At 70.2% G+C, this 20,729-nt stretch carries 19 protein-coding genes; 10 read left to right on the forward strand and 9 right to left on the reverse strand.

Features of this window, described 5'->3' with window-relative positions; genetic code table 11:
- Positions 1 to 244 precede the first annotated feature (244 nt).
- A complete protein-coding gene (locus BOX37_RS20515) occupies positions 245 to 2,650 on the forward strand; it encodes a hypothetical protein (protein WP_071929074.1) in 2,406 nt (801 codons plus the stop codon).
- Between the two features lie 26 nt (positions 2,651 to 2,676).
- On the opposite strand, the gene BOX37_RS20520 is transcribed toward BOX37_RS20515, so the two are convergent.
- Together BOX37_RS20520 and BOX37_RS20525 are read right to left on the reverse strand one after the other, a co-directional pair.
- Positions 2,677 to 3,612, reverse strand: a complete 936-nt coding sequence (locus tag BOX37_RS20520; protein ID WP_071929075.1) for a LysR family transcriptional regulator — start codon at positions 3,610 to 3,612, stop codon at positions 2,677 to 2,679.
- A 67-nt stretch (positions 3,613 to 3,679) separates the two neighbouring features.
- Complete coding sequence (locus BOX37_RS20525; protein WP_071931707.1) at positions 3,680 to 5,185, reverse strand: flavin-containing monooxygenase; 1,506 nt, start codon at positions 5,183 to 5,185, stop codon at positions 3,680 to 3,682.
- A gap of 71 nt (positions 5,186 to 5,256) precedes the next feature.
- Here BOX37_RS20525 and BOX37_RS20530 point away from each other — a divergent pair, with 71 nt between their 5' ends.
- A complete protein-coding gene (locus BOX37_RS20530) occupies positions 5,257 to 5,799 on the forward strand; it encodes a GNAT family N-acetyltransferase (RefSeq protein WP_071929076.1) in 543 nt (180 codons plus the stop codon).
- Here the strand turns inward: BOX37_RS20530 and BOX37_RS20535 are convergent.
- Positions 5,792 to 6,586, reverse strand: coding sequence for a tyrosine-protein phosphatase (locus BOX37_RS20535; protein WP_071929077.1), 795 nt, complete (start codon positions 6,584 to 6,586; stop codon positions 5,792 to 5,794). The genes BOX37_RS20530 and BOX37_RS20535 overlap by 8 nt on opposite strands.
- 62 nt (positions 6,587 to 6,648) lie before the next feature.
- The gene (gene zapE / locus BOX37_RS20540; protein ID WP_071929078.1) at positions 6,649 to 7,668 is read right to left on the reverse strand and encodes a cell division protein ZapE; all 1,020 of its coding nucleotides are present in this window, start codon (positions 7,666 to 7,668) and stop codon (positions 6,649 to 6,651) included.
- A gap of 35 nt (positions 7,669 to 7,703) precedes the next feature.
- Between zapE and BOX37_RS20545 the strand changes: the two genes are divergently transcribed.
- The 4 genes from BOX37_RS20545 (at position 7,704) to msrB (ending at position 11,969) form a co-directional block, all read left to right on the forward strand.
- Positions 7,704 to 8,465, forward strand: a complete 762-nt coding sequence (locus tag BOX37_RS20545) for a pyrimidine reductase family protein (protein ID WP_071929079.1) — start codon at positions 7,704 to 7,706, stop codon at positions 8,463 to 8,465.
- 32 nt (positions 8,466 to 8,497) lie between these two features.
- The gene (locus tag BOX37_RS20550; RefSeq protein WP_071929080.1) at positions 8,498 to 10,051 is read left to right on the forward strand and encodes an alpha/beta hydrolase; all 1,554 of its coding nucleotides are present in this window, start codon (positions 8,498 to 8,500) and stop codon (positions 10,049 to 10,051) included.
- Between the two features lie 83 nt (positions 10,052 to 10,134).
- On the forward strand, positions 10,135 to 11,475 hold the full coding sequence (locus BOX37_RS20555) for a glycosyltransferase family 87 protein (protein WP_420811545.1): 1,341 nt from the start codon (positions 10,135 to 10,137) through the stop codon (positions 11,473 to 11,475).
- Positions 11,476 to 11,540: 65 nt separating this feature from the next.
- Positions 11,541 to 11,969 (forward strand): peptide-methionine (R)-S-oxide reductase MsrB, encoded by a 429-nt coding sequence (gene msrB, locus BOX37_RS20560; protein WP_071929082.1) that lies wholly within the window; start codon positions 11,541 to 11,543, stop codon positions 11,967 to 11,969.
- A gap of 45 nt (positions 11,970 to 12,014) precedes the next feature.
- Here the strand turns inward: msrB and hemQ are convergent, their stop codons facing one another.
- Genes hemQ through BOX37_RS20570 form a run of 3 tightly spaced genes read right to left on the reverse strand, consistent with a single transcriptional unit; the run spans position 12,015 to position 13,914 of the window.
- A complete protein-coding gene (gene hemQ / locus BOX37_RS20565) occupies positions 12,015 to 12,710 on the reverse strand; it encodes a hydrogen peroxide-dependent heme synthase (protein ID WP_071929083.1) in 696 nt (231 codons plus the stop codon).
- 58 nt (positions 12,711 to 12,768) lie between these two features.
- Positions 12,769 to 12,924: a hypothetical protein gene (locus BOX37_RS34160; protein WP_156910470.1), complete on the reverse strand. Its 156-nt coding sequence runs from the start codon at positions 12,922 to 12,924 to the stop codon at positions 12,769 to 12,771.
- A 9-nt stretch (positions 12,925 to 12,933) separates the two neighbouring features.
- Positions 12,934 to 13,914 (reverse strand): oxidoreductase, encoded by a 981-nt coding sequence (locus tag BOX37_RS20570; RefSeq protein ID WP_071929084.1) that lies wholly within the window; start codon positions 13,912 to 13,914, stop codon positions 12,934 to 12,936.
- A gap of 54 nt (positions 13,915 to 13,968) precedes the next feature.
- Here BOX37_RS20570 and BOX37_RS20575 point away from each other — a divergent pair, with 54 nt between their 5' ends.
- Positions 13,969 to 14,376, forward strand: a complete 408-nt coding sequence (locus BOX37_RS20575; RefSeq protein ID WP_071929085.1) for a MerR family transcriptional regulator — start codon at positions 13,969 to 13,971, stop codon at positions 14,374 to 14,376.
- Between the two features lie 179 nt (positions 14,377 to 14,555).
- Here the strand turns inward: BOX37_RS20575 and BOX37_RS20580 are convergent, their stop codons facing one another.
- A complete protein-coding gene (locus BOX37_RS20580) occupies positions 14,556 to 15,914 on the reverse strand; it encodes a protoporphyrinogen oxidase (protein WP_071929086.1) in 1,359 nt (452 codons plus the stop codon).
- Positions 15,915 to 16,232: 318 nt separating this feature from the next.
- Positions 16,233 to 17,288 (reverse strand): uroporphyrinogen decarboxylase, encoded by a 1,056-nt coding sequence (hemE, locus tag BOX37_RS20585; protein ID WP_071929087.1) that lies wholly within the window; start codon positions 17,286 to 17,288, stop codon positions 16,233 to 16,235.
- A 371-nt stretch (positions 17,289 to 17,659) separates the two neighbouring features.
- Between hemE and BOX37_RS20590 the strand changes: the two genes are divergently transcribed.
- The 3 genes from BOX37_RS20590 to BOX37_RS20600 all read left to right on the forward strand — a co-directional run bounded on the left by BOX37_RS20590 (position 17,660) and on the right by BOX37_RS20600 (position 20,636).
- Complete coding sequence (locus BOX37_RS20590; protein WP_240505435.1) at positions 17,660 to 18,211, forward strand: DUF3000 domain-containing protein; 552 nt, start codon at positions 17,660 to 17,662, stop codon at positions 18,209 to 18,211.
- 22 nt (positions 18,212 to 18,233) lie between these two features.
- Positions 18,234 to 19,484, forward strand: coding sequence for a ribonuclease D (locus tag BOX37_RS20595; protein ID WP_071929089.1), 1,251 nt, complete (start codon positions 18,234 to 18,236; stop codon positions 19,482 to 19,484).
- 285 nt (positions 19,485 to 19,769) lie between these two features.
- Entirely contained in the window at positions 19,770 to 20,636 is an 867-nt protein-coding gene (locus tag BOX37_RS20600; protein WP_071929090.1) for a class I SAM-dependent methyltransferase, read from the forward strand.
- The last annotated feature ends 93 nt before the right edge of the window (positions 20,637 to 20,729 follow it).

A 20,729-nucleotide genomic window follows, 5' to 3' on the forward strand; every position in this document is an offset into this window, starting at 1 on the left:
GCGACCCACCTTGCATATCAAGGTATTTCATCGCGCCGACGTCGCAGGACGACGGCAAGATCTTGATCATTTCGATACACAGACCGGGCCTGTTGACTGCCCGATTTGCCCTGTTTGCTCGGGCGTTCGGCGCGTCGCGGATCCGGACGCAGGGCCATCGCCACTCCACGGGCGCCGACGTCGGTGGATATGATCGCTGCGGCCGAGGCGGGCACGCTCGCCGACCACGGGAAGTAGGGTGTGCATGAACCACGCTGAGCACGACGAATCCATCGGGTCGATGCTGGCGAGTATCGCCGCGGCGTTGCGTGAGGTCAGCGAGAAGCTCGATATCGTCGCCGCGCGGGTCCAGCAGGAGGTGCCGACCTTCCCCGCCGACGACGACCTTCCCGACCAGACCCGGATCCGTCGCCTCGAGACCTGGGCATTCCATGCCTCACAGGACATCTCCCGGTTGAGCTCACGCCTCGATGCCCTCGACGGCGGCGACACCGAGCAGCCGCCGCCCCGTGCGCGCGGCACCCGAAGTCGCCGGGAGGTGCGGGAGGCGGCCGAGCGTGCGGCCGCGGGTCTCGACGACGCCACGGGAGTGGGCGAGTCCCCTACGCCCCATCAGTTCCACTCGGCCGCCGGTGATCGGCCGCCGCTGGAACGTCGCCAATCCCCCATCCGCTCCACCGATCACCTCGGTGACCCGACCTGGCCGCTCACCACCGCGCCGGTTCCACGCACCACCGCGACGGCCGATCCGTTCGGCGGTGCGGTCAACGGGCACGCGTCGGGCCGCGAGGAAGTCGGTCCGCTCGGCGGCTTCGGCTCCGGGGCGAACGGGTCGGCGGGTGGTGGCGATGCGACCACCGGCGAGATCGCGGTGTCTCGCCACGACAGTCACGGGGTGGGGATCAACGGGAGTTCCTCGATCACGGGTGGCACGCGCGCCGCGGGCGGTACAGCTGTCCTGAACGGCACGGCCGCCGCGGGCAACGGACCCACCGGGAATGGGACGAGCATCGTCGGTGGCGCTGCTGTCCCCCGCACTGTCGCCCCCGAGGGCGCGACCAACGCCAACGGCGCGCCCGTCGACGGCGGCACGATGGCCCCCGGCGTCTCCACTGACGAACACGGCGCGCCCACCGGCGGCACGATCATCGCGAGTGGTCCACCTGGGGCATTCGGGTCGCCCGTGACAGGCGGCGATGCCGTGAACGGCGCGAGCGCGACGACCGGCGCCCGCAGTGTCGCCGTGACGGGTAGCAATGTCGTGAATGGAACGGCGGTGGACAGCGGTGCGGCATGGCGCGACGGTGAGGCGCAAGCAGCCGCCGCGAACACCTCACCGGCACTGCTCGACAGTGCGGCCACACCGTCGGTCGGCGGCACAGCAACGCCTACGCGGACTGCTCCGGCCCGACTGTCGGTCGGCAACCCCGCAGCGCCGCCGAACGGCAACCGGGCCGCGTCGTCGGTCAGGGATTCAGCCGCCGAGCCGGTCGACAGTCCGGCGCCACTCTCGGGTGGCCCTACAGCCACGCCTGTCATCGGCAATTCGGCACCGCCTTCGGGCGCCGGCATGTCCGCACCGTCGATCAGCGGTTCGGCGGTGGGGGGCTCGGAGCGGGCTGTTTCGCTGTCGACGCTGGGGCTCGATGGTTCGGGACCGACGGCTTCGGGCCCGGCGGATTCGTCGGCGGGTGACGGTGACGTGCTGCCGGGGAGTGCGGAAGTCGGCCATGTTGTTCGTGGCGGGCAGGTGGTCGCCGGCGGGACCTCCGCGGGGGCCCATACCGGCACCATGAACTCACCGGCGGATGCTGCTGTCGAGGCGTCGCACCGGTCGGCCGACAGCGGTGTCGAGCGGGCGCGGCCGGTCGGTAGGGCCGAAGCGCCCCAGCCGAACAGCGGCGTCGCACCGGTCGAGGAGTTCGGCAATCCGCCATATGGGTCGTCCAGCAGTGTGATCGGTGGCGGAGCGATCGGGCAGGCCGCTGAGATGCCGGACCTCGGGGTGGGCACCGGCAGTGGTTCCGAAGGCCTGGATCGAACCGTGCCGGACCCCCGGGCGGCAGGTCTCACCGCGGGGACCCACACCGGCACGAACGGCTACGCGGTCAACGGGTTCGACCATTCGGCCCCGATGACCGACCCCCCGGCGGGTAATACCGTCAACGGCATCCAGTGGGCATTCGCTGACGACACGACAGCCACGCTGCCCACAGCTGTTCGAAACGGACACGCTCACCATGGGTTCACCGCCGAACCCGATCGCCGCCCCGAGACGATCTTCGACGAGTTCACTCCCCGGGACCGCCTGACCACCGGCGGCACGAACACGACCGCGCCGAGTGGGCCGCCCGCCCGCCTCGCCCCGCCGAAGGAGCACTCCGTGGCGGGGCAGGCCACAGGAGCGGACCCGGGTTCCCCGGCCTCGATCGCAGCTCCGGCCCCGGCAGATCCGGATACCGCCGACCCGATTCCGCCCACCGCCACCGACGCGGCGGGAATCACCGTGACCGGTACCTTCCGCGCGTTCGACATCGAACGCGCGCATGTCGACAAGCTGCAGGCGATGCTCGACGAATTGAAACGTTCGGCTGGTCTCCCACCGAGTCGTCACGATGTCTTCGGCCCGCCCACCACGGAGCCCGGCTGACCGACGCCGCGACCCGACGCGAGGACCTACGCCGAGGTGGACGCGGCGACCAGGTCCTCCTCCGGCAGGGTCGGGGTGTCGCGCAGGACGGTGGTGATCAGGTCGCGCAGGGCGCGGTGGCCGGCGTCGGCGGTGTTGCGGGGGTGCCAGGCCATGGCGACGACGGGGGTGGGTAGTGGCAGGGGGATTTCGAAGGTCGCCAAGCCGAGTGCGGTTCGGGCGGGGCGCGAGAGTTGTTCGGGGGCAGGACAGATCAGGTCGGTGGTGGTGACGGTGAACAGGGCGGTGGACAGGTCGGGGACCGTGGCCAGGACGCGGCGGGTGCGGCCGTGCAGGGCGAGGCGGTCATCGATCGGACCGTGGGTGCGACCGGTGGCGGAGACCTCGAGATGGTGGGCGCTGGCGTAGGCGGCGACGGTGGGGCGCTCGGCGGCGAAGGGGTGGCCGGCGGCGGCGGCGCCGATCCAGCGGTCGGCGAAGAGGCGCTGCACCACCGTTTCCGGGTCGGTGCGCCCGATCGTGCCGACCTCCACGTCGACCCTGCCGTCGCGGAGGGCGGAGTCGGCGTCCTCGGCCGCCAGCAGCCGGATCGTCACACCGGGGAGCTGGGAGCTGACCGCCGCCAGCAGCGGTCCGGACAGCCGTGCCGCCACCGAATCTCCGACCCGGACAACGAAATCGCGGTGCCGGCCAGGCCCTTTCCCTTCGCGGGCGGTCAACAGGAAACGACCTTGCTCGACCAGCACGGCCACATCGTGTCGCAGTTCCAACGCCCGCGGTGTCGGCACCAGCTGCCGTCCGGAGCGCACGAGCAGCGGGTCGTCGAGCACCTCGCGCAGGCGGGTGAGGGTGCGGCTCATCGCCGAGGTGGAGGTGTGCAGACGCCGGGCCGCCTCGGTGACGCTGTTGGTGTCGAGCAGCGCGTCGAGGGCGAGCAGCAGGTTCAGATCCAGCGCATCCACGCGAGGATTATCACCAATGCGCGGATCGCCGCCAAGCGTGGCGCCGACGGCGAGCCGGCGTGTCGGGCTACCTGTCGGTTACCGGCTCGGGTGCGGGAGCCGGGGCCGCGGCGGGCGTACGGTCACGCAGCACCCCACGGTAGGAGGCGGGCCGCACCGGCCGCACCCACTGCGCCAGCCTGGACCGCAACGGCAACGGCGTGCCGAGGTCGTCGAGCATCTCGTCGATATTGGCCAGCGAGAACGGCACCACCGAGGCGCCGTGGGCGTGGTTGCCCTCGCCGCGCTCGCGCGACCACGCCAGCCGCGCGTCGATCTCGTTGTTCATCAGCTCGGGCATCGGGGGCACGAACTCGCCGGTGAGCAGCCCGGCGATCCAATGCGCGCCGATCTCGGAGCTCAGCGCGCTCACGTTCGAGCTGTTGTATCCGGCGAAGCTCAGGTTGGGTACGTCCACGGGCAGGATGTGGCGGTAGAGCCGGAAGTCGCCCACCTCGTCGGTGAGGGCACGCCGGACGAACGGGGTGAGGAACGGCACCTCCTGCCGATATCCGGTGGCGCACACGACGATCTCGGCCAGCTTCAGACTGCCGTCGGCGAGCCGGACGGCGGGTCCGTGCTTGCCGCCGATCAGTTCGGTGATCTCGGTGTCGCGGTGCACGGTGATCCGGCCTGCCTCGACCTGCTCGGCGAAGCCCTCGGTGACCAGACCCGCGCTGCTGGTGGCGATCTCCTCGATCGGACCCGACGGCAGCAGGTCGAGTTCACGCAGGCGGAGTTTGCGCGTCACACGCTCCTGCAGCAGGTCCAGATTGGCCTCGCGCAGCGCGAGCCGGTCGAGCAGCCGCTCGGTCCGGTGCGGGAAGCGGGATCGGAAATGCGCCTCGCCGGCGCGAGTGAGCAGGAGTCGCTCGTAGTCGACGCCCTGGAAGGTGCGCGGCATCTTCCAGGTGAGTCGGCGCGCGACCACGCTGGTCTCGTCGGCCAGGTGGCTGACGGCTTCGGCGACATCGCAGGCGGACTTGCCGTAGCCGAGCACGACCACCGATCGATCGCGCGCCTGCTCGACGTCGTGGAACTCCGAGACGTGACACAGATGCCCACCGGCCGCGCGGAAGGCCGCCGCACCGGGCAGATCGGGCATGACCGGATCGCTGAAGACACCGTTGGCGACGATCAGGTGATCGCAGGAGGTGCGGTGCACGCCCATCGCGTCGCGGATCTCGAGCAGCCAGCCGCTGTCGACCGGGTCGGCCGCGACCACCTCGGTGCCCAGCCGCAGCATCGGACCCAGGCCGAAGTGCTGCACGTATCCGGCCAGGTAGGCCTGCATCTGCTGACCGTCGGGCCAGCGCGGATAGTCCTCCGGCATCGGGTGGTCGGTGAAGGGGGACGTGAACTTGCTGTTCTGGGCGCGCAGGCCGGGATAGCGGCGGGTGGCACTCCACACACCGCCCACGTCAGGGGCCCGGTCGAACACCTCGACCGGGAAACCCGCCTGACTCAACACCTTCGCGCAGGCCAAACCCGCAACTCCCGCACCGACGATCCCGATGCGGCTACCGCTCGTCATGGGCAGGAGAGTACTCGGCACCGCCGTCACGGTGCCACCGCCGCCACATCGAAGCGTGCTGTACTGGAACGATGACCAACAGTTCCGTCGTCGTCGATCGAGCCGGGCTCTGGGACGCCGAGGCGCTCAGCGATGTCGCCGCCGCGACCTTTCCGCTGGCCTGCCCACCGGAGGCCACCCAGGGCGACATCGAGATCTTCCTCGAGCAGATGCTCTCGGGGGACCGTTTCGGCGAGTACCTCACCGATCCCGACCGCACCGTGCTCAAGGCGGTCGAGGGTGGCGAGATCGTCGGCTACGCGATGCTCGTCGCGGGCAGGCCGACCGATCCCGAGGTCGCCGCGCAGGTCGGTCCGGGCGCGGTGGTCGAACTGAGCAAGATGTACGTGCTGCCGGGTCATCACGGCAGCGGGGTGGCGAACGCGCTGATGGCGGCGACGATCGCGACCGCGCGCGAGGCGGGCGCCGGTGCGCTGTGGCTGGGTGTCAACCAGGCCAACGTCCGCGCGCAGAAGTTCTACACCAGGCACGGTTTCGTGCGGGTGGGCACCAAGACCAACACCGTCGGCAACCAGGTGCACGACGATTTCGTGTTCGAGCGGCCGCTCAGCTGAGCAGGGCCGAGCGCAACGCGGTCAGTTCGGTCTCGGTCAGGCCGAGACCCTCGCGCACATAGCCCTCGAAGCTGCCGTAGGTCTGCACGGCCTGGTCGAAGGCTGCGTCGAGCCAGCTCGCCTGCACGCCGTTGAGCGGGTCACCCGGCGCGGCGTCGCGGTAGGTGTTGGACAGCAGGTAGTCGGCGGTGACGGTGGCCCGGTCCACGCCGAGCACACTCAGCAGCACCGCCGAGGCCCAGCCGGTGCGGTCCTTGCCCGCGCTGCAGTGGTAGAGCACGCCACCATCGGCGGCGATGATGTCACGCAGGACCGACGCGAACGCCTCGTTCGCACCGGGCGCGGTGATGAAGGCGCGGTACATGCCCTCGCCACCGAACAGCGCACCGGCCAGGATCAGCGGCGGCGCCTGTCCGATGACGTCGTAGGCGTTCCCGGTCGCACCCGCGGGCAGCCTGCCGGGAGCGAGGCTTCGTTCGTAGCCGGTGCGCAGATCGTCGACCACGCGCACGCCGAGGGCGCTCAGCCGGGCCAGGTCCGCGGGTGTCGCCTGATCCAGCGCCCCGGAGCGGAAGACCAGCCCGGTCCGCACCCAGCGCCCGTCGGTGGTGCGGTAACCGCCCGCGTCCCTGGCGTTCTGCACGCCCGACAGGCCCAGCGACCGTTCGACGGTCGTCGTCTCGGCGTTCAGGGGCGCGGCGACCGCACTGCCGACGACCGGTGCGAGCAGTACGGCCACTCCGGTCGCGACGGCCAGACCGGCACGGACAGCACGGATACGCCTCACGCGGGACTCCTTCGGACGACGCCGGACACGAGCACGACAGGAACGTACCCCGCGACGCCCGGTTACGCGGCGGCGGCCTCGAACCGCGACAGCGCGAGCAGCCGCGAGATCGCGCGCAGGTACTTCTTTCGGTAGCCGCCGTCGAGCATCTCCTGGGAGAAGATCTCGTCGAGCTTGGCACCCGAGACCGTCACCGGGACGCTGGCGTCGTAGAGGCGGTCGGCGAGCACGACGATGCGCAGCGCGACGGCCTGGTCGGTCACCGGGTGCACGCCGGCGACGAACACCGAGGACACGCCGTTGATCAGCGCGCCGTACTTGGACGGGTGCAGAGTGCTCAGGTGCTTCAGCAGCGCGTCGTAGTCGTCGAGGGTGGAACCCGGTGTGGCGGCGGCCCGTTCGGCCAGCAGGTCGGGCGAGGTGGGCTCGGGCGCGGGCGGCAGGTCGCGGTGGCGGTAGTCGGGGCCGTCGACCCGCACCGGCTCGAAGATCGAGCCGAGTTTCTTGATCTCGCGCAGGAAATCCTGTGCGGCGAAACGCCCTTCGCCGAGCTGGCTGGGCAAGGTGTTGGACGTCGCGGCGATCGAGACGCCCGCCGCCGAGAGCTCGGTGAGCAGGCGCGAGACCATGGTGGTGTCGCCCGGGTCGTCGAGTTCGAACTCGTCGATGCACAGCAGGCTGTTGGCCGAGAGCCGGTCGACGGCGTTGACGAAGCCCAGCGCGCCGACCAGGTTGGTCAGCTCGCCGAAGGTACCGAACGACTTGGGCGCGGGCGCGCTGTGGAAGATCGAGGCGAGCAGGTGAGTCTTGCCGACACCGAAACCGCCGTCGAGATACAGACCGGCGCCCGAGACCGCCTTCTTCTTGCCGAACAGGCTCTTCTTCGACGCCGCCTTGTGGATTTTGTCGACCTGACCGGCGAATTCCTCGGCCTTGCGGACCGCGGCCGCCTGGCTCGGCTCCTTGGGGTCGGGAATGTAGGAGGCGAAGCTGACCTCGTCGAACATGGGCGGGGGCACCATTTGGGCGACGAGCTGGTCGGCCGGGACCTCCGGATGGCGATCGACGAGGCGTTCTTGCATGTACGAATCGTACGGACGTGGTTGCATCGGTTCCTATGCAGCGTATCCACAATGTGACCCAGCTCGCAGACCTCGACGACGACGCACTGGCCAGGAGCTATGCCTATCCCCGCCACCTCGACGGCCCGTGGGTGCGGGCGAACTTCGTCACCAGCGTCGACGGGGCCTTCACCGTGGACGGCGTGTCCGGCGGACTGGGCACCCCGGCCGATCACCGGGTGTTCACGGTGCTGCGGGAACTGGCCGAGGTGATCGTCATCGGGGCGGGCACCGTTCGCGCGGAGAACTACGGGGGCGCGCACCCCGACCCGGACCGGCGCCGAACGCATTTCCAGCACGGCATCGGCGGCAGTGCCGACGGCACGCCGCCGCCCGTCGCGGTCGTCACCGCCAGGGCGGCGCTCGATCCGGCCGCGAAGTTCTTCACCGATGCCGAGGTGGCGCCGCTGATCATCACCACCACGCAGGCGCCGAAGGAGCAGATCTGCGCGCTCGAGGACGCGGGTGCGGAGGTGGTGATCGCGGGTGAGGCCGCGATCATGGCGACCGCGCTGCTGCGGGTGCTCACCGAACGCGGTCTGCATCGGGTGCTGTGCGAGGGCGGTCCGCATCTGTTCGGGCAGCTGGCCGAGGCCGGACTGGTCGACGAACTCTGCGTGACCACCGCGCCGGTGCTGGTCGGCGGTGCCGGTGGCCGAATCTCGCTGTCGGCGCGGCAATTCGACACCGCGATGGCCCGCAAACAGCTCCTGCTCGACGACGACGGCACCGTGCTGGCCCGCTGGGCCCGTCGATGAAACCTGACGCCGGACCTGGCAGTGTGTAGTCCATGCGCTTGACTCGGGCCGCGGTGGCGGCCGCGACACTGTCGATCATGCTCGCGGGCTGCGGGGCCGGTCCGTCCGATCGGCCTGCCGTCGCGGTCGAGCGACCCGGGAGCGGCGGCGGCCAGACCGAGGCGCCCACCCCGACCGCACCGGCAACGGCCGAGGTCCCCAAGACCGATCTGACCTGGCGCGACTGCACCGAGGCCACGCTCAGCTCGCTCGCCTTCGGCGATGCGCCCGAGGGCCTCGTGCTCGAGTGCGCCGACTTCTCGACCCCGATCGACACCGCGGGCACCGTGATCGGCACCTTCCGGGCGGGAGCATTGCGGGCCCGGCTGCCGCAGACCCCCGCCGACGCGGCGCCGCTGGTCCTCACCTCCGGTTCGGATCGTTCCTCGGCCTCGACTCTGGCCGGGCTCTCGATCGGCCCCAACAGCGCGCTGCTGGCCGCGCAGCCGATCGTCGCGGTGGACCGGCGCGGTATCGGCGCCTCCCAGCCGATCGACTGCATTCCCGCCCAGCTGCGCGCGGTGATGACCGATCTGGGCCAGTTCGGCGTGGGCAGCGACGACCAGATCGGCGCGGTGGCCGAGTACAGCCAGGACGCCACCATCGCCTGCCGCGATTTTTTGCAGCCCTACGAGAACACCTTCGACGCACCGCACGCCGCCGACGACATCGAGCAGCTGCGCAAGCAATGGCAGGTCGACAAGATCAACCTGCTCGGGACCGGCAACGGCGCCAAGGTCGCCCTGAGCTACGCCCGCCGCTACGGCGACCACCTGGCCCGGCTCGTGCTCGACGCGCCCGAACCGGTCGGCGCCGACATGACCACGATGACCGAGGCACGGATCACCGGCGCCGAGGCGGCGCTCACCGCGTTCGCGCAGCGCTGCCAGGCGGCGGACTGCGCGCTCGGCGACGATCCGCGCGCGAGGATCACCGGGCTGATGGGCAAGGCGACCAGCGGCGACCTGGGCGACATCTCCGCCGCCGACCTGTCCACCGCGCTCACCGGATTCCTGTCCAGCCCCCGCGGCGATCAGGCGAGCCGGGTCACCGCGCTGGCCGACATCCTCGCCGCCGCCGATCGCGGTGATCGCGCGCCGCTGGCCGCGCTGGTGGTCCGCGAGACCGCGGCGATCAACTCCGACGGCGAGTTCGTGAACCGGTGCACCGACGGTCAGCAGCCACCGACCCCGGACAAGGCGCGCGAGCTCGCCGAGACCTGGCCCGGCAAATATCCGGTGTTCGGCCGCACGGCCGCGGTCGGGCTGATGGTCTGCTCGGCGTGGCCGGTCTCCACCGCCGCGCCGCTACCGACCGAGCTCGACCTGCCGGTGCTGGTGTTCGCCGGTGCCGCCGATCCGGTCGTCGGCGGGGCCGCCGCCTCGGTGACCGGGGCGCTCGGCTCGGCGGGCGCCCGGCACGCGACGATGACCTGGCAGGGTTGGGGTCACCCGGTCGTCGCCCATTCCGGCTGTGCGCAGCAGGCGGTGAACGACTACCTCGCCGAGGCGACATTGCCCGCTGACGGCGGCGCCTGCCCGGCCTGATCCGGGTGTGGGCGGGCGGCGTTTCGGCGCGTCAGACGGGTCCGGCGACACCATCGCAACCCGATTCGGTGTACCGTGCCCCAGTGTTGTTCCGACAGCTCGAGCCACGTACCGCTCGCACCACCGCAGATGTGATCAAGTTCGCTCTGTGGCCATTCGCGATCATGACGGTGCTGAACCGCGTCTTCATCAAGGCGATCAACGGCTTCATCACTGACGACTACAAGCCGGTCTACAACGCCTCGTTCGAGTTCCTGAACGGCAGGCCCGTCTACACGGCGAACTTCGACTCCGTCGACCCGCATTACCTGTATCCGCCCAGCGGAACCCTGGTCATCGCGCCGGTCGCGATCATCGAATACGAACTCTCGCGCTGGCTGTTCATCGCGCTGAACGCCGCGGCGATCCTGCTGGCCTGGTATCTGCTGCTGCGGCTGTTCAAGTTCGGTCTCGGCTCGATCGCCGCGCCCGCGCTGCTGCTGGCCATGTTCGCCTCCGAGACGGTGATCAACACGCTGGTGTTCACCAACGTCAACGGCTGTCTGCTGCTGGCCGAGCTGCTGTTCATCCATCTGCTGCTGGCTCGCCGTGATCTGTGGGCCGGTGCCGTGCTGGGGTTGAGCATCGCGGTCAAACCGACGTTGGCGCCACTGCTGTTGGTGGCGGCCGTGCGGGGCCAGTGGAAGGTGTTCATCACTGCCTGCGGTGTGCCGCTGGCGCTGACCGCCATCGCCTGGCCACTGTCGAAGGATCCGGAGAAGTTCTTCACCGAAGTCCTGCCGTACCTGTCGGAGACCCGCGACTACTTCAACAGCTCGGTCGGCGGCAACGGTCTCTACTACGGCGTGCCGCATTGGCTGATCCTGATCGCGCAGGTCGTGATGGCGGGCGTGGTCGCGGTGTCGCTGTGGTTGCTGTGGCGCTACTACCGCCACGACGACCTGTTCTTCGTCACCACGTTCTCCGGGGTCTTGCTCACCGCGTCGTTCCTGTTGCCCTCGCTGGGCCAGATGTACTACTCGATGATGCTGTTCCCGTTCCTGATGTCGGTGGTGCTGCGCAATTCGGTGTTGCGCAACTGGCCCGCCTGGCTGGCCATCTTCGGGTTCATGACCTACGACAAGTGGCTCTCGGACCGTTGGCAGAGCACCGGTCGCGCGCTCGAGTACCTGCGGGTGACCTTCGGCTGGGGCCTGCTGCTCATCGTGGTGTTCTGTGTGCTCGGCGACCGGTACCTGGCCGCCCGTCGCGCGGGCAGACTGCAGTTCGGCCTCGACCCGGCGTGGATGGCGAACGCGCCCGACTCCCGCGACGGCGCCGAGGACCCCGACAAGCCCGTCGCGGCCGCACCCGCCGCCGCGCATCGCGACGATCCGGTGGCCCCGGAGGAGCCCGCCGGGGAACGCGAGCCCGCCCTCAAATAGCGCCCCGGCCGGGGTGTGCCGTGACGATCGCGGCACACCCCGGCCGAAACCATTAGCGTGGAGTGATGAGTTCCGATACTTCGTTGCCCACGCCGCGTATCCAGCTGACGCCGCAGCAGTGGCGGGCGAAACTGGATCCGCAGGAATACGCTGTGCTCCGCGAGGCCGCCACCGAGCGCCCGTTCGTCGGCGAGTACACCGACACCAAGACCGAGGGTGTCTACACCTGCCGCGCCTGTGACGCCGAATTGTTCCGCAGCACCGAGAAGTTCGACTCGCACTGCGGCTGGCCCTCGTTCTTCGACCCCGCCGACTCCGACGCGGTGATCCTGCGCGCCGACGACACGCTCGGCATGCGCCGTGTGGAGGTGCTGTGCGCCAACTGCCACAGCCACCTCGGCCACGTCTTCGAGGGCGAGGGCTACCCCACCCCCACCGACCAGCGTTACTGCATCAACTCCATCGCCCTCCGGCTGCAGCCTGCTGCCGAATAGCATGATGGCCCGGTCTGGCGACCGGGCCATCGACTACCGCGCCGCTCACGGCAGAGCGGCGACCAACTGCTCGACCTCGACGCGGGGACCGGTGAAGAACGGGATCTCCTCACGGACGTGCAGGCGGGCCTCGGTGGCGCGCAGGTCGCGCATGAGATCGACGATGCGGTGCAGTTCGGGCGCCTCGAAGGCCAGGATCCACTCGTAGTCGCCCAGTGCCATCGAGCTGACGGTGTTGGCTCGGACATCCGGGTAACCGCGGGCGGCCTTGCCGTGGTCGGCGAGCATCTTGCGCCGCTCCTCGTCGGGCAGCAGATACCACTCGTAGGAGCGCACGAACGGGTACACGCAGATGTAGTTGCCCGCGTCCTCACCGGCGAGGAAGGCCGGAATGTGGCTCTTGTTGAACTCGGCGGGCCGGTGCACCGCCACATTGCTCCAGACCGGCGCGCTGGCACGGCCCAGTTCGGTGGTGCGGCGGAAGTCGGCGTAGGCGGCCTGCAGGTCCTCGACGCGCTCGGCGTGGGTCCAGAGCATGAAGTCCGCGTCAGCGCGCAGGCCCGCCACGTCGTAGATCCCGCGCAGCACCACGCCCTTGTCGGCGAGGTCGTCGAAGAACGCCTGGGCTTGTTTGATCGCCTCGGTGCGGTCCTCGCCGAGCACGCCCGGCTGGACCTGGAACACCGAGAACATCAAGTAGCGGATGGTGGAGTTGAGGGCCTGATAGTCGAGTCGCGCCATGGATCCATGGTGCCACTGCGGGGTTTTCGGCCGCCGGGTGGGCGGGCGTTGTCGGTGCTCAGTCCTCGTGCGGCCGGCTCGCCCGCCACGGCGAGGACTCGTCGTTGCCGAAGACCGAGGTGACTGTCGTCGCCCCGCCCGCGTGCAGTTCGACGGGTCCGAGGTCGGGATCGAGGACGAGAGTGCGGATTCGCTGTTCGTCGGTGATGGTCACAGCGGGCAATCATGCAACATCGCTATCGCCGTCTGGCGATGACACGCGGTCTGCGCTGAAGCTGTCCAGCCCGGTGAACTCGCGCGACATCGCCCAGAGGCGGGCGGCGGCATCCGGGTCGACCGCCCACGGTTTCACTCCCCCGACGAGCATGTCCTCGGTCGTCGCTGGTTCGGCGACATCGCAGTCCTGGCAGTACGCGCCACCGTAGGCGTCGAGTTGTGGTGCGGTGGCGGCCCAGATCGCGGTGGCGGCACCCTGAGCCGGGGTCTTGAACCCGGCAGCCTGGCGGCCGTCCTCGGTGATCCAGCCCTGGGCGATCTGCTGCGCGCGCGAAATGTTGCGTTGCAGCGGGGTGAGAATGCTGCCGGGATGTACGGCGAAGGCACGAACGCCGAGGGTGTCGAGATGGGTGGCGAACAGGGCGTTGGCGGTCTTGGATTGACCGTAGGCCTGCCAGGGGTCGTAGTCGTGGTCGAAATGCGGGTCGCCCCAGCGGATGTCGGACAGGAAATGTCCCGACGAGGCGACCGAGACCACCCTCGCCCCGGGGCGCAGTGCCGGCTGCAGCTGATTCACCAAGGCGAAATGGCCCAGATGATTGATGGCGAAGTGTGCCTCCCAGCCGGGAACGATCCGCTCGCGCGGGTAGGCCATGACGCCCGCGTTGGCGATGACGATGTCGATCGCGCGGCCGGTGTCGAGGAATCGCTCGGCGAAGATCCGGATGCTGTCGAGGTCGGCCAGGTCGAGTTCGGCCACTTCCGCATAGTCGCGCAGTGCGTTTCGGGCCGTCTCCGGTCGGCGCGCCGGGACGAGGACCTCGGCTCCGGCGCGCGCCATCGCCTCGGTAGCGGCCTTGCCCAGGCCCGAGTAGCCGCCAGTGATCAGAACGGTCCGGCCGGTGAGGTCGATGCCGTCGAGGACGTCGGCGGCGGTGCTGTGCGCGCCGAACCCGGAGCCGATCCGGTGCTGCTGTGTCATCGTCATGGCCGCGACCGTAGAAGCTAGAGTGCGATCTAGGTCAAGGTCTGGGCGGTGCGCATGAACGGTCTCTCCATCGGCGATGTCGCGCGGGCGACCGGACTCGGCGTCCACGCCCTGCGGTATTTCGAACGCGAGGAGCTCCTGCTGCGCCCCATCCCCCGCACCTCCGGTGGGCAGCGGGTCTACGACCCGGCGGATGTCGAGTGGCTGTTGCTGTGCAATCGGCTGCGGGAGTCAGGGATGCCGATCGCGGCGTTGAAGACTTTCGCTGGACTGGTCCGGTCGGGGCCGGGCAACGAGAGCGCGCGGCTCGCGCTACTCGAGGCGCACGAGCGGGTAGTGCGGGATCGGCTCGCCGAGTTGACGGCCCATCTGTCGATCATTCACGACAAGGTCGCCGCCTACCGTGCGCATGTCGCGGAGGGGACGGCGGCGGGAGTCTGGGCGCCGACACCGCCGGAGTGATCTTCCCGCTGTGCCGACGGTCATCGGGTCCATCCCGCCAGCGACGTCACGACGCACCCGCCAGATCTCGCGCTGCGGGTCGTGGCCGGATCGGCGCAGGACCGGGTCGTGTCGAGGTCACCCAGCACGGGATCAATGTTGGCGCCCAGCCCAGTGCGACTGCGCCACTGCGTATTCCGCTAAACGCCGCGGGTGCCCAGCGAAGTGACGATGCGGTCGGCGGCGGCGGTGCCGGCAGCTACGCAGGCAGGGACGCCTACGCCGTGGAGGTAGGCGCCGGCGACGGCGAGTCCGTCGAGGGGGGCGATGGCGGATTCCAGGGTGGCGACGCGTTCGGTGTGGCCGGGGGCGTACTGCGGGAGTCCGCCGGGCCAGCGCTGGACGACGGCCTCGAGTGGGGTGATCGGGAGGCCGGTGACGGTGGACAGGTCGGCGACGGCGGCCGCGATGAGTTCGTCGTCGGACCAGGTCAGTGGGGACTCGTCGCCGAACCGGCCGAACGAGGCGCGGACGAGGGCGACGTCACGTTCGGCCAGGTGCGGCCATTTGCGGCTCGACAGCGTGAACGCCTTGGCGCGCAAGGGTTCTCCGGTGGCGACGAGAATGCCCGAGTTGTCCGGCAGGGCGGTGTCGCGTGGCAGGGCCAGGGCGACCAACGCCGAGGAGGACAGTTCGATCCCCGCGGCGGCTTCGGCCGCGACCGGCGCCGCGTAGTGCAGCAATCGGGCGATGACCGGGGCCGGTGTAGCGAGGACGACGGCGTCGACGGCGCCGAGCGGGTCGACCACCCAGCCGCGCGGCGTGCGAGCGACCCGGGTGCCTGCCATCGAGGTGACGACGCGGGCGCCGGCTGCCGCGGTCAGCGCCGTCAGCAGTGCGCCGTAGCCGTCTCGCAGGCCGCCGAAGACCGGGGCCGTGCTGGGTGCGGGCATGGCCTCACGGACCGCTTCGGTGAGACTGGTGGCGCCGCGGTCCAGGGCGGTAGCCAGGGTGGGCAGCGCCGCGCGAACGCCGATACCGGCACTGATGCCCGCGTAGACCCCGCCGAGCAGCGGGTCGACACTGCGCTCGACCACCTGCCTGCCGAACCGCTCGCCGACGAGGGTCTGCACATCGACATCGGCGCCGGGCTCCCAGGACAGGGATCGTTCCGGTTCGGTGGCGACCTGGGTGAGGGTCGCGTCGTCGACCAGTCCGCGCAGCGATTCGGCATCGGACGGAATGCCCATCAGCGTGCGCCCGGGCAGCGGATGAGGAGCCCCTTGCGCCCACACCAGCGGACGCTTGCCCGCGGGCCGCACCAACTGGTCGTCGAGGCCGAGTTCGCCCATCAGCTCGATCACCTCGGGCCTGCGTCCCACGAAGGCCTCGGCGCCGAGATCCAATGGCTCCCCGGCCAATTCACCCGTCCGCAGGACCCCGCCGACGCGCTCACTCTGCTCGAGCACGACGATGTCGACCTCGTCCCCCAGCTTCTGCCGCAACCGATAGGCCGCGACGAGCCCACTGATACCGCCCCCGATGACCGCGATCCGCATGCCTCGACCGTAGCCGCGCGCGCAACGAGTGGTCACAGACCACCCCACCGAACGGCAGGCCAGCGCGGCGCACACCAGACCGACGCTGCCGCATGGACCAGTGTGTCGCAGCATGCGCCCACATCGACCGGACGCTTCGCACCCGACCTGGACCGTCGATCACCGGACGCTGGAGGCGGTCGCATCCCGGCCGATACTCACCGAGGCCAGGGGATCAACGGTCCAGCTACACGCCCTGGCGGTCTGGGGCGCGTGCGGCTGACGGGGGTGCGCTTCTGTGTCGGCGGGAGCGGTACGGGCGAGAGGTCGAGGGGTTCGCTACAGCGAGTGGACCAGCTCGACCAGGGCGGTCAGGACACCCGGATCGGTGTCCGGCAGGACGCCGTGGCCCAGATTGAAGATGTGCCCGGACGCGCCGAGGGTGATCGCCTCATCCGCTTCACGCAGGATCCGGCGGGTTTCGACTTCGACGGCGTCGAAACCGGCGAACAGGATCGCCGGGTCCAGGTTGCCCTGCAGACCCTTACCGGCCCCGACGCGGCGCACGGCGTCGGTGAGCGGGACGCGCCAGTCCACGCCGACCACATCGGCACCGGCCTCGCCCATGGCGCCGAGCAGTTCACCCGTGCCGACGCCGAAGTGGATGCGCGGCACGCCCGCGGCGGCGACCTCGGCGAAGACACGCTCCGAATGCGGGAGGACGAATTCGCGGTAGTCGGCCAGGGAGAGCGCACCGGCCCAGGAGTCGAACAGCTGGACGGCGTCGACACCCGCGGCGAGCTGGGCCTGCAGGAAGGCGATGGTGATGTCGGTGAGGGTGCCGAGCAGGGCGTGCCAGGTTTGCGGGTCGGCGTGCATCATCGCCTTGGTGCGCTCGTGCTGCTTGCTCGGGCCGCCCTCGACCAGGTAGGAGGCAAGGGTGAACGGGGCGCCGGCGAAGCCGATGAGCGGGGTGTCGCCGAGCGCGTCGGTGAGCAGCCGCACACCGTCGGTGACCGCGCCGACCTCCTCGGGCCGCAGCCGGGGCAACGCGCGCACATCGGCTGCGGTGCGCACGGGCGAGGCGATGACCGGGCCGACGCCGGGCACGATGTCGAGGTCGATGCCGGCGGCCTTGAGCGGAACGACGATGTCGGAGAACAGGATCGCCGCGTCGACGCCGTGGCGGCGGATCGGCTGCATGGTGATCTCACACACCAGCTCGGGGTCGAAGCACGACTCGAGCATGCCGATGCCCTTGCGCAGTTCCCGGTACTCCGGCAGCGAGCGGCCCGCCTGACGCATGAACCAGACGGGGCGCCTGCTCGGCGTCGCGCCGGTGGCGGCGGCCAGGAACGGGGCATCGGTCAACCGGCGGCGAGTGTAAGTGCTCATCGGTGTTCATCCTAGGTGGACTTCCCGCCACGCTCGGCGGTAGGTCGAACCATCTGTCCTTCCCGGATCCGCCTCACTGTCACCGTGCCCGCCGACCGGAATCGGACGAAACACAAACCAACCGGTCGGCGGGCTCTCGGCAGTCGCCGATTCGAGACCGCGCATCGCGCATCGCGCATCGCGCTGACCTCGAGAATGCATCCTGCGCAACGCAGCCCGCGCGCAACGCGCACGGCGGCGCGCCTCCGACCGCCTCGGCCGCCAACGGTCTACCGTTGCCCCTCGTGACACCGCTCGACATCCGCGACGGCGCCGCACCGACCGGGGGAACGCCCCGCGAGCCTGCTTCTTTCCGGGCGGCGGTCGATGCGATGGGCACCGCAACAGTGCACCCTCGAATCGAGCTGGCGCCTATCCGTCCCCCGCAACGGTTGGCGCCGTTCTCCTATGCGCTCGGAGCGGAGGTCACCCATCCCGACACCCCGGTGGTGCCCATCGACTCCGAGGGCGACGCCTTCGGCAGGCTGATCCTGCTCCACGACCCCGACGGCGACGAGGCCTGGAACGGCGTGTTCCGCCTGGTCGCCTACATCCAGGCCGACATCGACGCCGCGCTGGCCGCCGACCCACTCCTGCCGGAGGTCGCGTGGAGCTGGCTGGTCGATTCGCTGGAGTCGCGCGGCGAGCCGTTCACCGCCCTCGGCGGCACGGTCACCGCCACCAGCTCGGTCCGCTACGGCGACATCGCGGGCCCACCACGAGCCCACCAGCTGGAGTTGCGGGCCTCGTGGACGGCGATGAACACCGAGATGCGCCGACACGTGGAGGCGTTCTGCGAGGTGCTGGCCTTCGCCGCCGGGCTCCCACCCGCTGGGATCACCCATTTACGGCCGGAGTCCTATACCCGCACCGATCACCCTTGATCGCCACGTAGAGTTCACGTCTATGTCGGTCGCCGAGGAACCCACCGCAGCAGAGCCCCTGCTCGCCCCCGCCGAGGGGGTTCCACCTGTGCTGGCGACCGCCGACGAGGTCGCCGCGGCCGCCAAATCCCTCGCCGCGGGCACCGGCCCACTGGCCGTCGACGCCGAACGCGCGTCCGGTTTCCGCTACTCCGCCCGCGCCTATCTGATCCAGCTGCGCCGCGAGGGCGCCGGCTCGTTCCTCATCGATCCGATCCCGGTCACCGAGGCGCTGACCCCGCTGGCCGAGGCGATCAACGACCTCGAATGGGTTCTGCACTCCGCCGATCAAGATCTGCCCGGCCTCGCCGAGCTCGGTCTGCGCCCCGCCCGCCTGTTCGACACCGAGCTCGGCGGCCGCATCGCGGGCTACGAACGCGTCGGCCTGGCCGCGATGGTGGAGAACCTGCTGGGCCGCTCCCTGCGCAAGGGCCACGGCGCCGCCGATTGGTCGACCCGCCCGCTGCCCGACGAATGGCTCAACTACGCGGCACTGGATGTCGAGTTGCTGCTGGAACTGCGCGACACCGTCGCCGGCGACCTCACCACCCAGGGCAAGATGGATTGGGCCGCCGAGGAATTCGAGCACATCCGCACCATGGACCCGCCCACCCCCAAGGCCGACCGTTGGCGGCGCACCTCCGGCATCCACACCCTGCGCCGTACCCGCCAGCTCGCGATCGTGCGCGAACTGTGGACCACCCGCGACGAACTCGCCCGCGCCCGCGACGTGGCCCCCGCTCGCATCCTCCCCGATTCCGCCATCGTGGCCGCCGCCACCGGCGAACCCCGCACCATCGCCCAGTTGCGCACCCTGCCCGTCTTCGGCGGGCCTCGGCAACGCCGGTACTCCCGCGATTGGCTCGCCGCCGTCGAACGTGCCCGCACGCTCCCCGACAAAGAACTCCCCCCGCTGACGTTGCCTTTCGACGGGCCACCCCCCGTCAATCGTTGGGAACGCCGCGACCCCGCCGCCGCGGCCCGCCTCGCCACCGCGCGCAGTGCCATGGGCGAGCTCTCCACCGAACACTCGATCCCGGTGGAGAACCTGCTCTCCCCCGACCTGGTTCGGCGGCTGTGCTGGGACGGGCTGCCGGACTACAAGGACGTCGGCGCGGCCGAGCAGTTGTCGGCTCGTGTCGAGGAGTTCCTTCGTGCGGGTGGGGCGCGGCCGTGGCAGCGGGCTCTTGCGGTGCCCGCGCTGACCGAGGCGTTGACGCCCGCTGCCGGATAGGACGTCGTCAGCGAATCACGTCGTGCCGATCACTGCGATCGTGTAGCTGGCGTTCGGGCCGGCAGGTGAGCGTTCGAGGCGCTGCTGCCCGCTGTCCGCACCGGACCGCACTGGTCACCAGCGGGGATCCGCGGATGCGCCTGCGCACGGGGCGACCGGGGACCGGGACAGGCTTTGGGCCAAGATATTTCGCGATGTACAGCGCTCGCTGTCGGCACGTTGCGCCAACCGAGCAGGCGCGAAAACAATTCGCGTCGGTAACGGCTTCTCGGCTATACCTGGGACATGACCACGAATCCGACCGCGGCAGCCGTGCCAGAGGACGACGCCATCGCCGCGAATCGGGCGAATTGGGACGACCGGGCCGACGTGCACGCACGCTCGCGGATGTACGACGTGGACGCCTTTCTCGCCGATCCCACCGACATCTCCACCGTCGTGCGCAACGACCTCGCGGTGCTGGCGCCGCACCTGCCCGCGTCCGGAATCGTCGGACGCTCACTGCTGCATCTGCAGTGCCATATCGGCACCGACACCGTCTCCTGGGCGCGACTGGGGGCGGTCGAGGTACACGGGCTCGATCTGTCATCGAACTCGCTACGGCACGCGGCCCGGATCGCGGAAGCCGACGGGCGCCGGATCACCTGGGTCGAAGGGGACGCGCGGTTCGCCTCGGCGGCGATCCACCGGCAGTTCGAGACCATCGTGACCAGTGCGGGCACCATCGTCTGGTTGCCGGAGCTCACCGCGTGGGCGCACTCGATCCACGACCTGCTCGAACCGGGCGGGGTGTTCGCGATCCGCGACGACCACCCGATCCTGGGCGCCATGGATCACGAACCCTGGACGATCAGCGACGACTACCTGTCCGGTGGCGGCACCCGCACCTACTCGGACTCGGGCACCTACACCGAGGACTCGGACGGTCAGATCGCACACACGACCAACCACGAATGGCGCCACGACCTCGGTGAGATCGTCGCCGCACTGCTCGGTGCCGGGCTGCGGATCGAGGCGGTGCACGAGCTGCCGTTCATGGACTGGCCCGCGTTCGGGGACCTGGTCGCCTGCCCGCAGGGCTGGACGCTGCCGGAGACCGCGCCGCGGATCCCGCTGAATTTCGCCGTCGTCGCCCGCCGCCCGGCGGGCTAGACATCCCAGCCGGGCGGGCGGCCACGCGTCGTTGATCAGTGTCGCGGGGGCCGCGGCGAGCTCCGCGAAGACCTCGTTCCGCAGCGCGATCGG

The sequence above is a fragment of the Nocardia mangyaensis genome, assembly GCF_001886715.1.
Lineage (GTDB): Bacteria > Actinomycetota > Actinomycetes > Mycobacteriales > Mycobacteriaceae > Nocardia > Nocardia mangyaensis.

What these genes read in the sequence shown, in the direction of transcription:
- BOX37_RS20600 (WP_071929090.1), top strand. Translation starts at nt 19,770, where the DNA reads ATGACCACGAATCCGACCGCGGCAGCCGTGCCAGAGGACGACGCCATC.
- BOX37_RS20530 (WP_071929076.1), top strand. Translation starts at nt 5,257, where the DNA reads ATGACCAACAGTTCCGTCGTCGTCGATCGAGCCGGGCTCTGGGACGCC.
- BOX37_RS20550 (WP_071929080.1), top strand. Translation starts at nt 8,498, where the DNA reads ATGCGCTTGACTCGGGCCGCGGTGGCGGCCGCGACACTGTCGATCATG.
- BOX37_RS20575 (WP_071929085.1), top strand. Translation starts at nt 13,969, where the DNA reads ATGAACGGTCTCTCCATCGGCGATGTCGCGCGGGCGACCGGACTCGGC.
- zapE (WP_071929078.1), bottom strand. Translation starts at nt 7,668, where the DNA reads ATGCAAGAACGCCTCGTCGATCGCCATCCGGAGGTCCCGGCCGACCAG.
- msrB (WP_071929082.1), top strand. Translation starts at nt 11,541, where the DNA reads ATGAGTTCCGATACTTCGTTGCCCACGCCGCGTATCCAGCTGACGCCG.
- BOX37_RS20570 (WP_071929084.1), bottom strand. Translation starts at nt 13,914, where the DNA reads ATGACGATGACACAGCAGCACCGGATCGGCTCCGGGTTCGGCGCGCAC.
- hemE (WP_071929087.1), bottom strand. Translation starts at nt 17,288, where the DNA reads ATGAGCACTTACACTCGCCGCCGGTTGACCGATGCCCCGTTCCTGGCC.
- BOX37_RS20545 (WP_071929079.1), top strand. Translation starts at nt 7,704, where the DNA reads ATGCAGCGTATCCACAATGTGACCCAGCTCGCAGACCTCGACGACGAC.
- BOX37_RS20580 (WP_071929086.1), bottom strand. Translation starts at nt 15,914, where the DNA reads ATGCGGATCGCGGTCATCGGGGGCGGTATCAGTGGGCTCGTCGCGGCC.
- BOX37_RS20525 (WP_071931707.1), bottom strand. Translation starts at nt 5,185, where the DNA reads ATGACGAGCGGTAGCCGCATCGGGATCGTCGGTGCGGGAGTTGCGGGT.
- BOX37_RS20590 (WP_240505435.1), top strand. Translation starts at nt 17,660, where the DNA reads ATGGGCACCGCAACAGTGCACCCTCGAATCGAGCTGGCGCCTATCCGT.
- hemQ (WP_071929083.1), bottom strand. Translation starts at nt 12,710, where the DNA reads ATGGCGCGACTCGACTATCAGGCCCTCAACTCCACCATCCGCTACTTG.
- BOX37_RS20595 (WP_071929089.1), top strand. Translation starts at nt 18,234, where the DNA reads ATGTCGGTCGCCGAGGAACCCACCGCAGCAGAGCCCCTGCTCGCCCCC.
- BOX37_RS20515 (WP_071929074.1), top strand. Translation starts at nt 245, where the DNA reads ATGAACCACGCTGAGCACGACGAATCCATCGGGTCGATGCTGGCGAGT.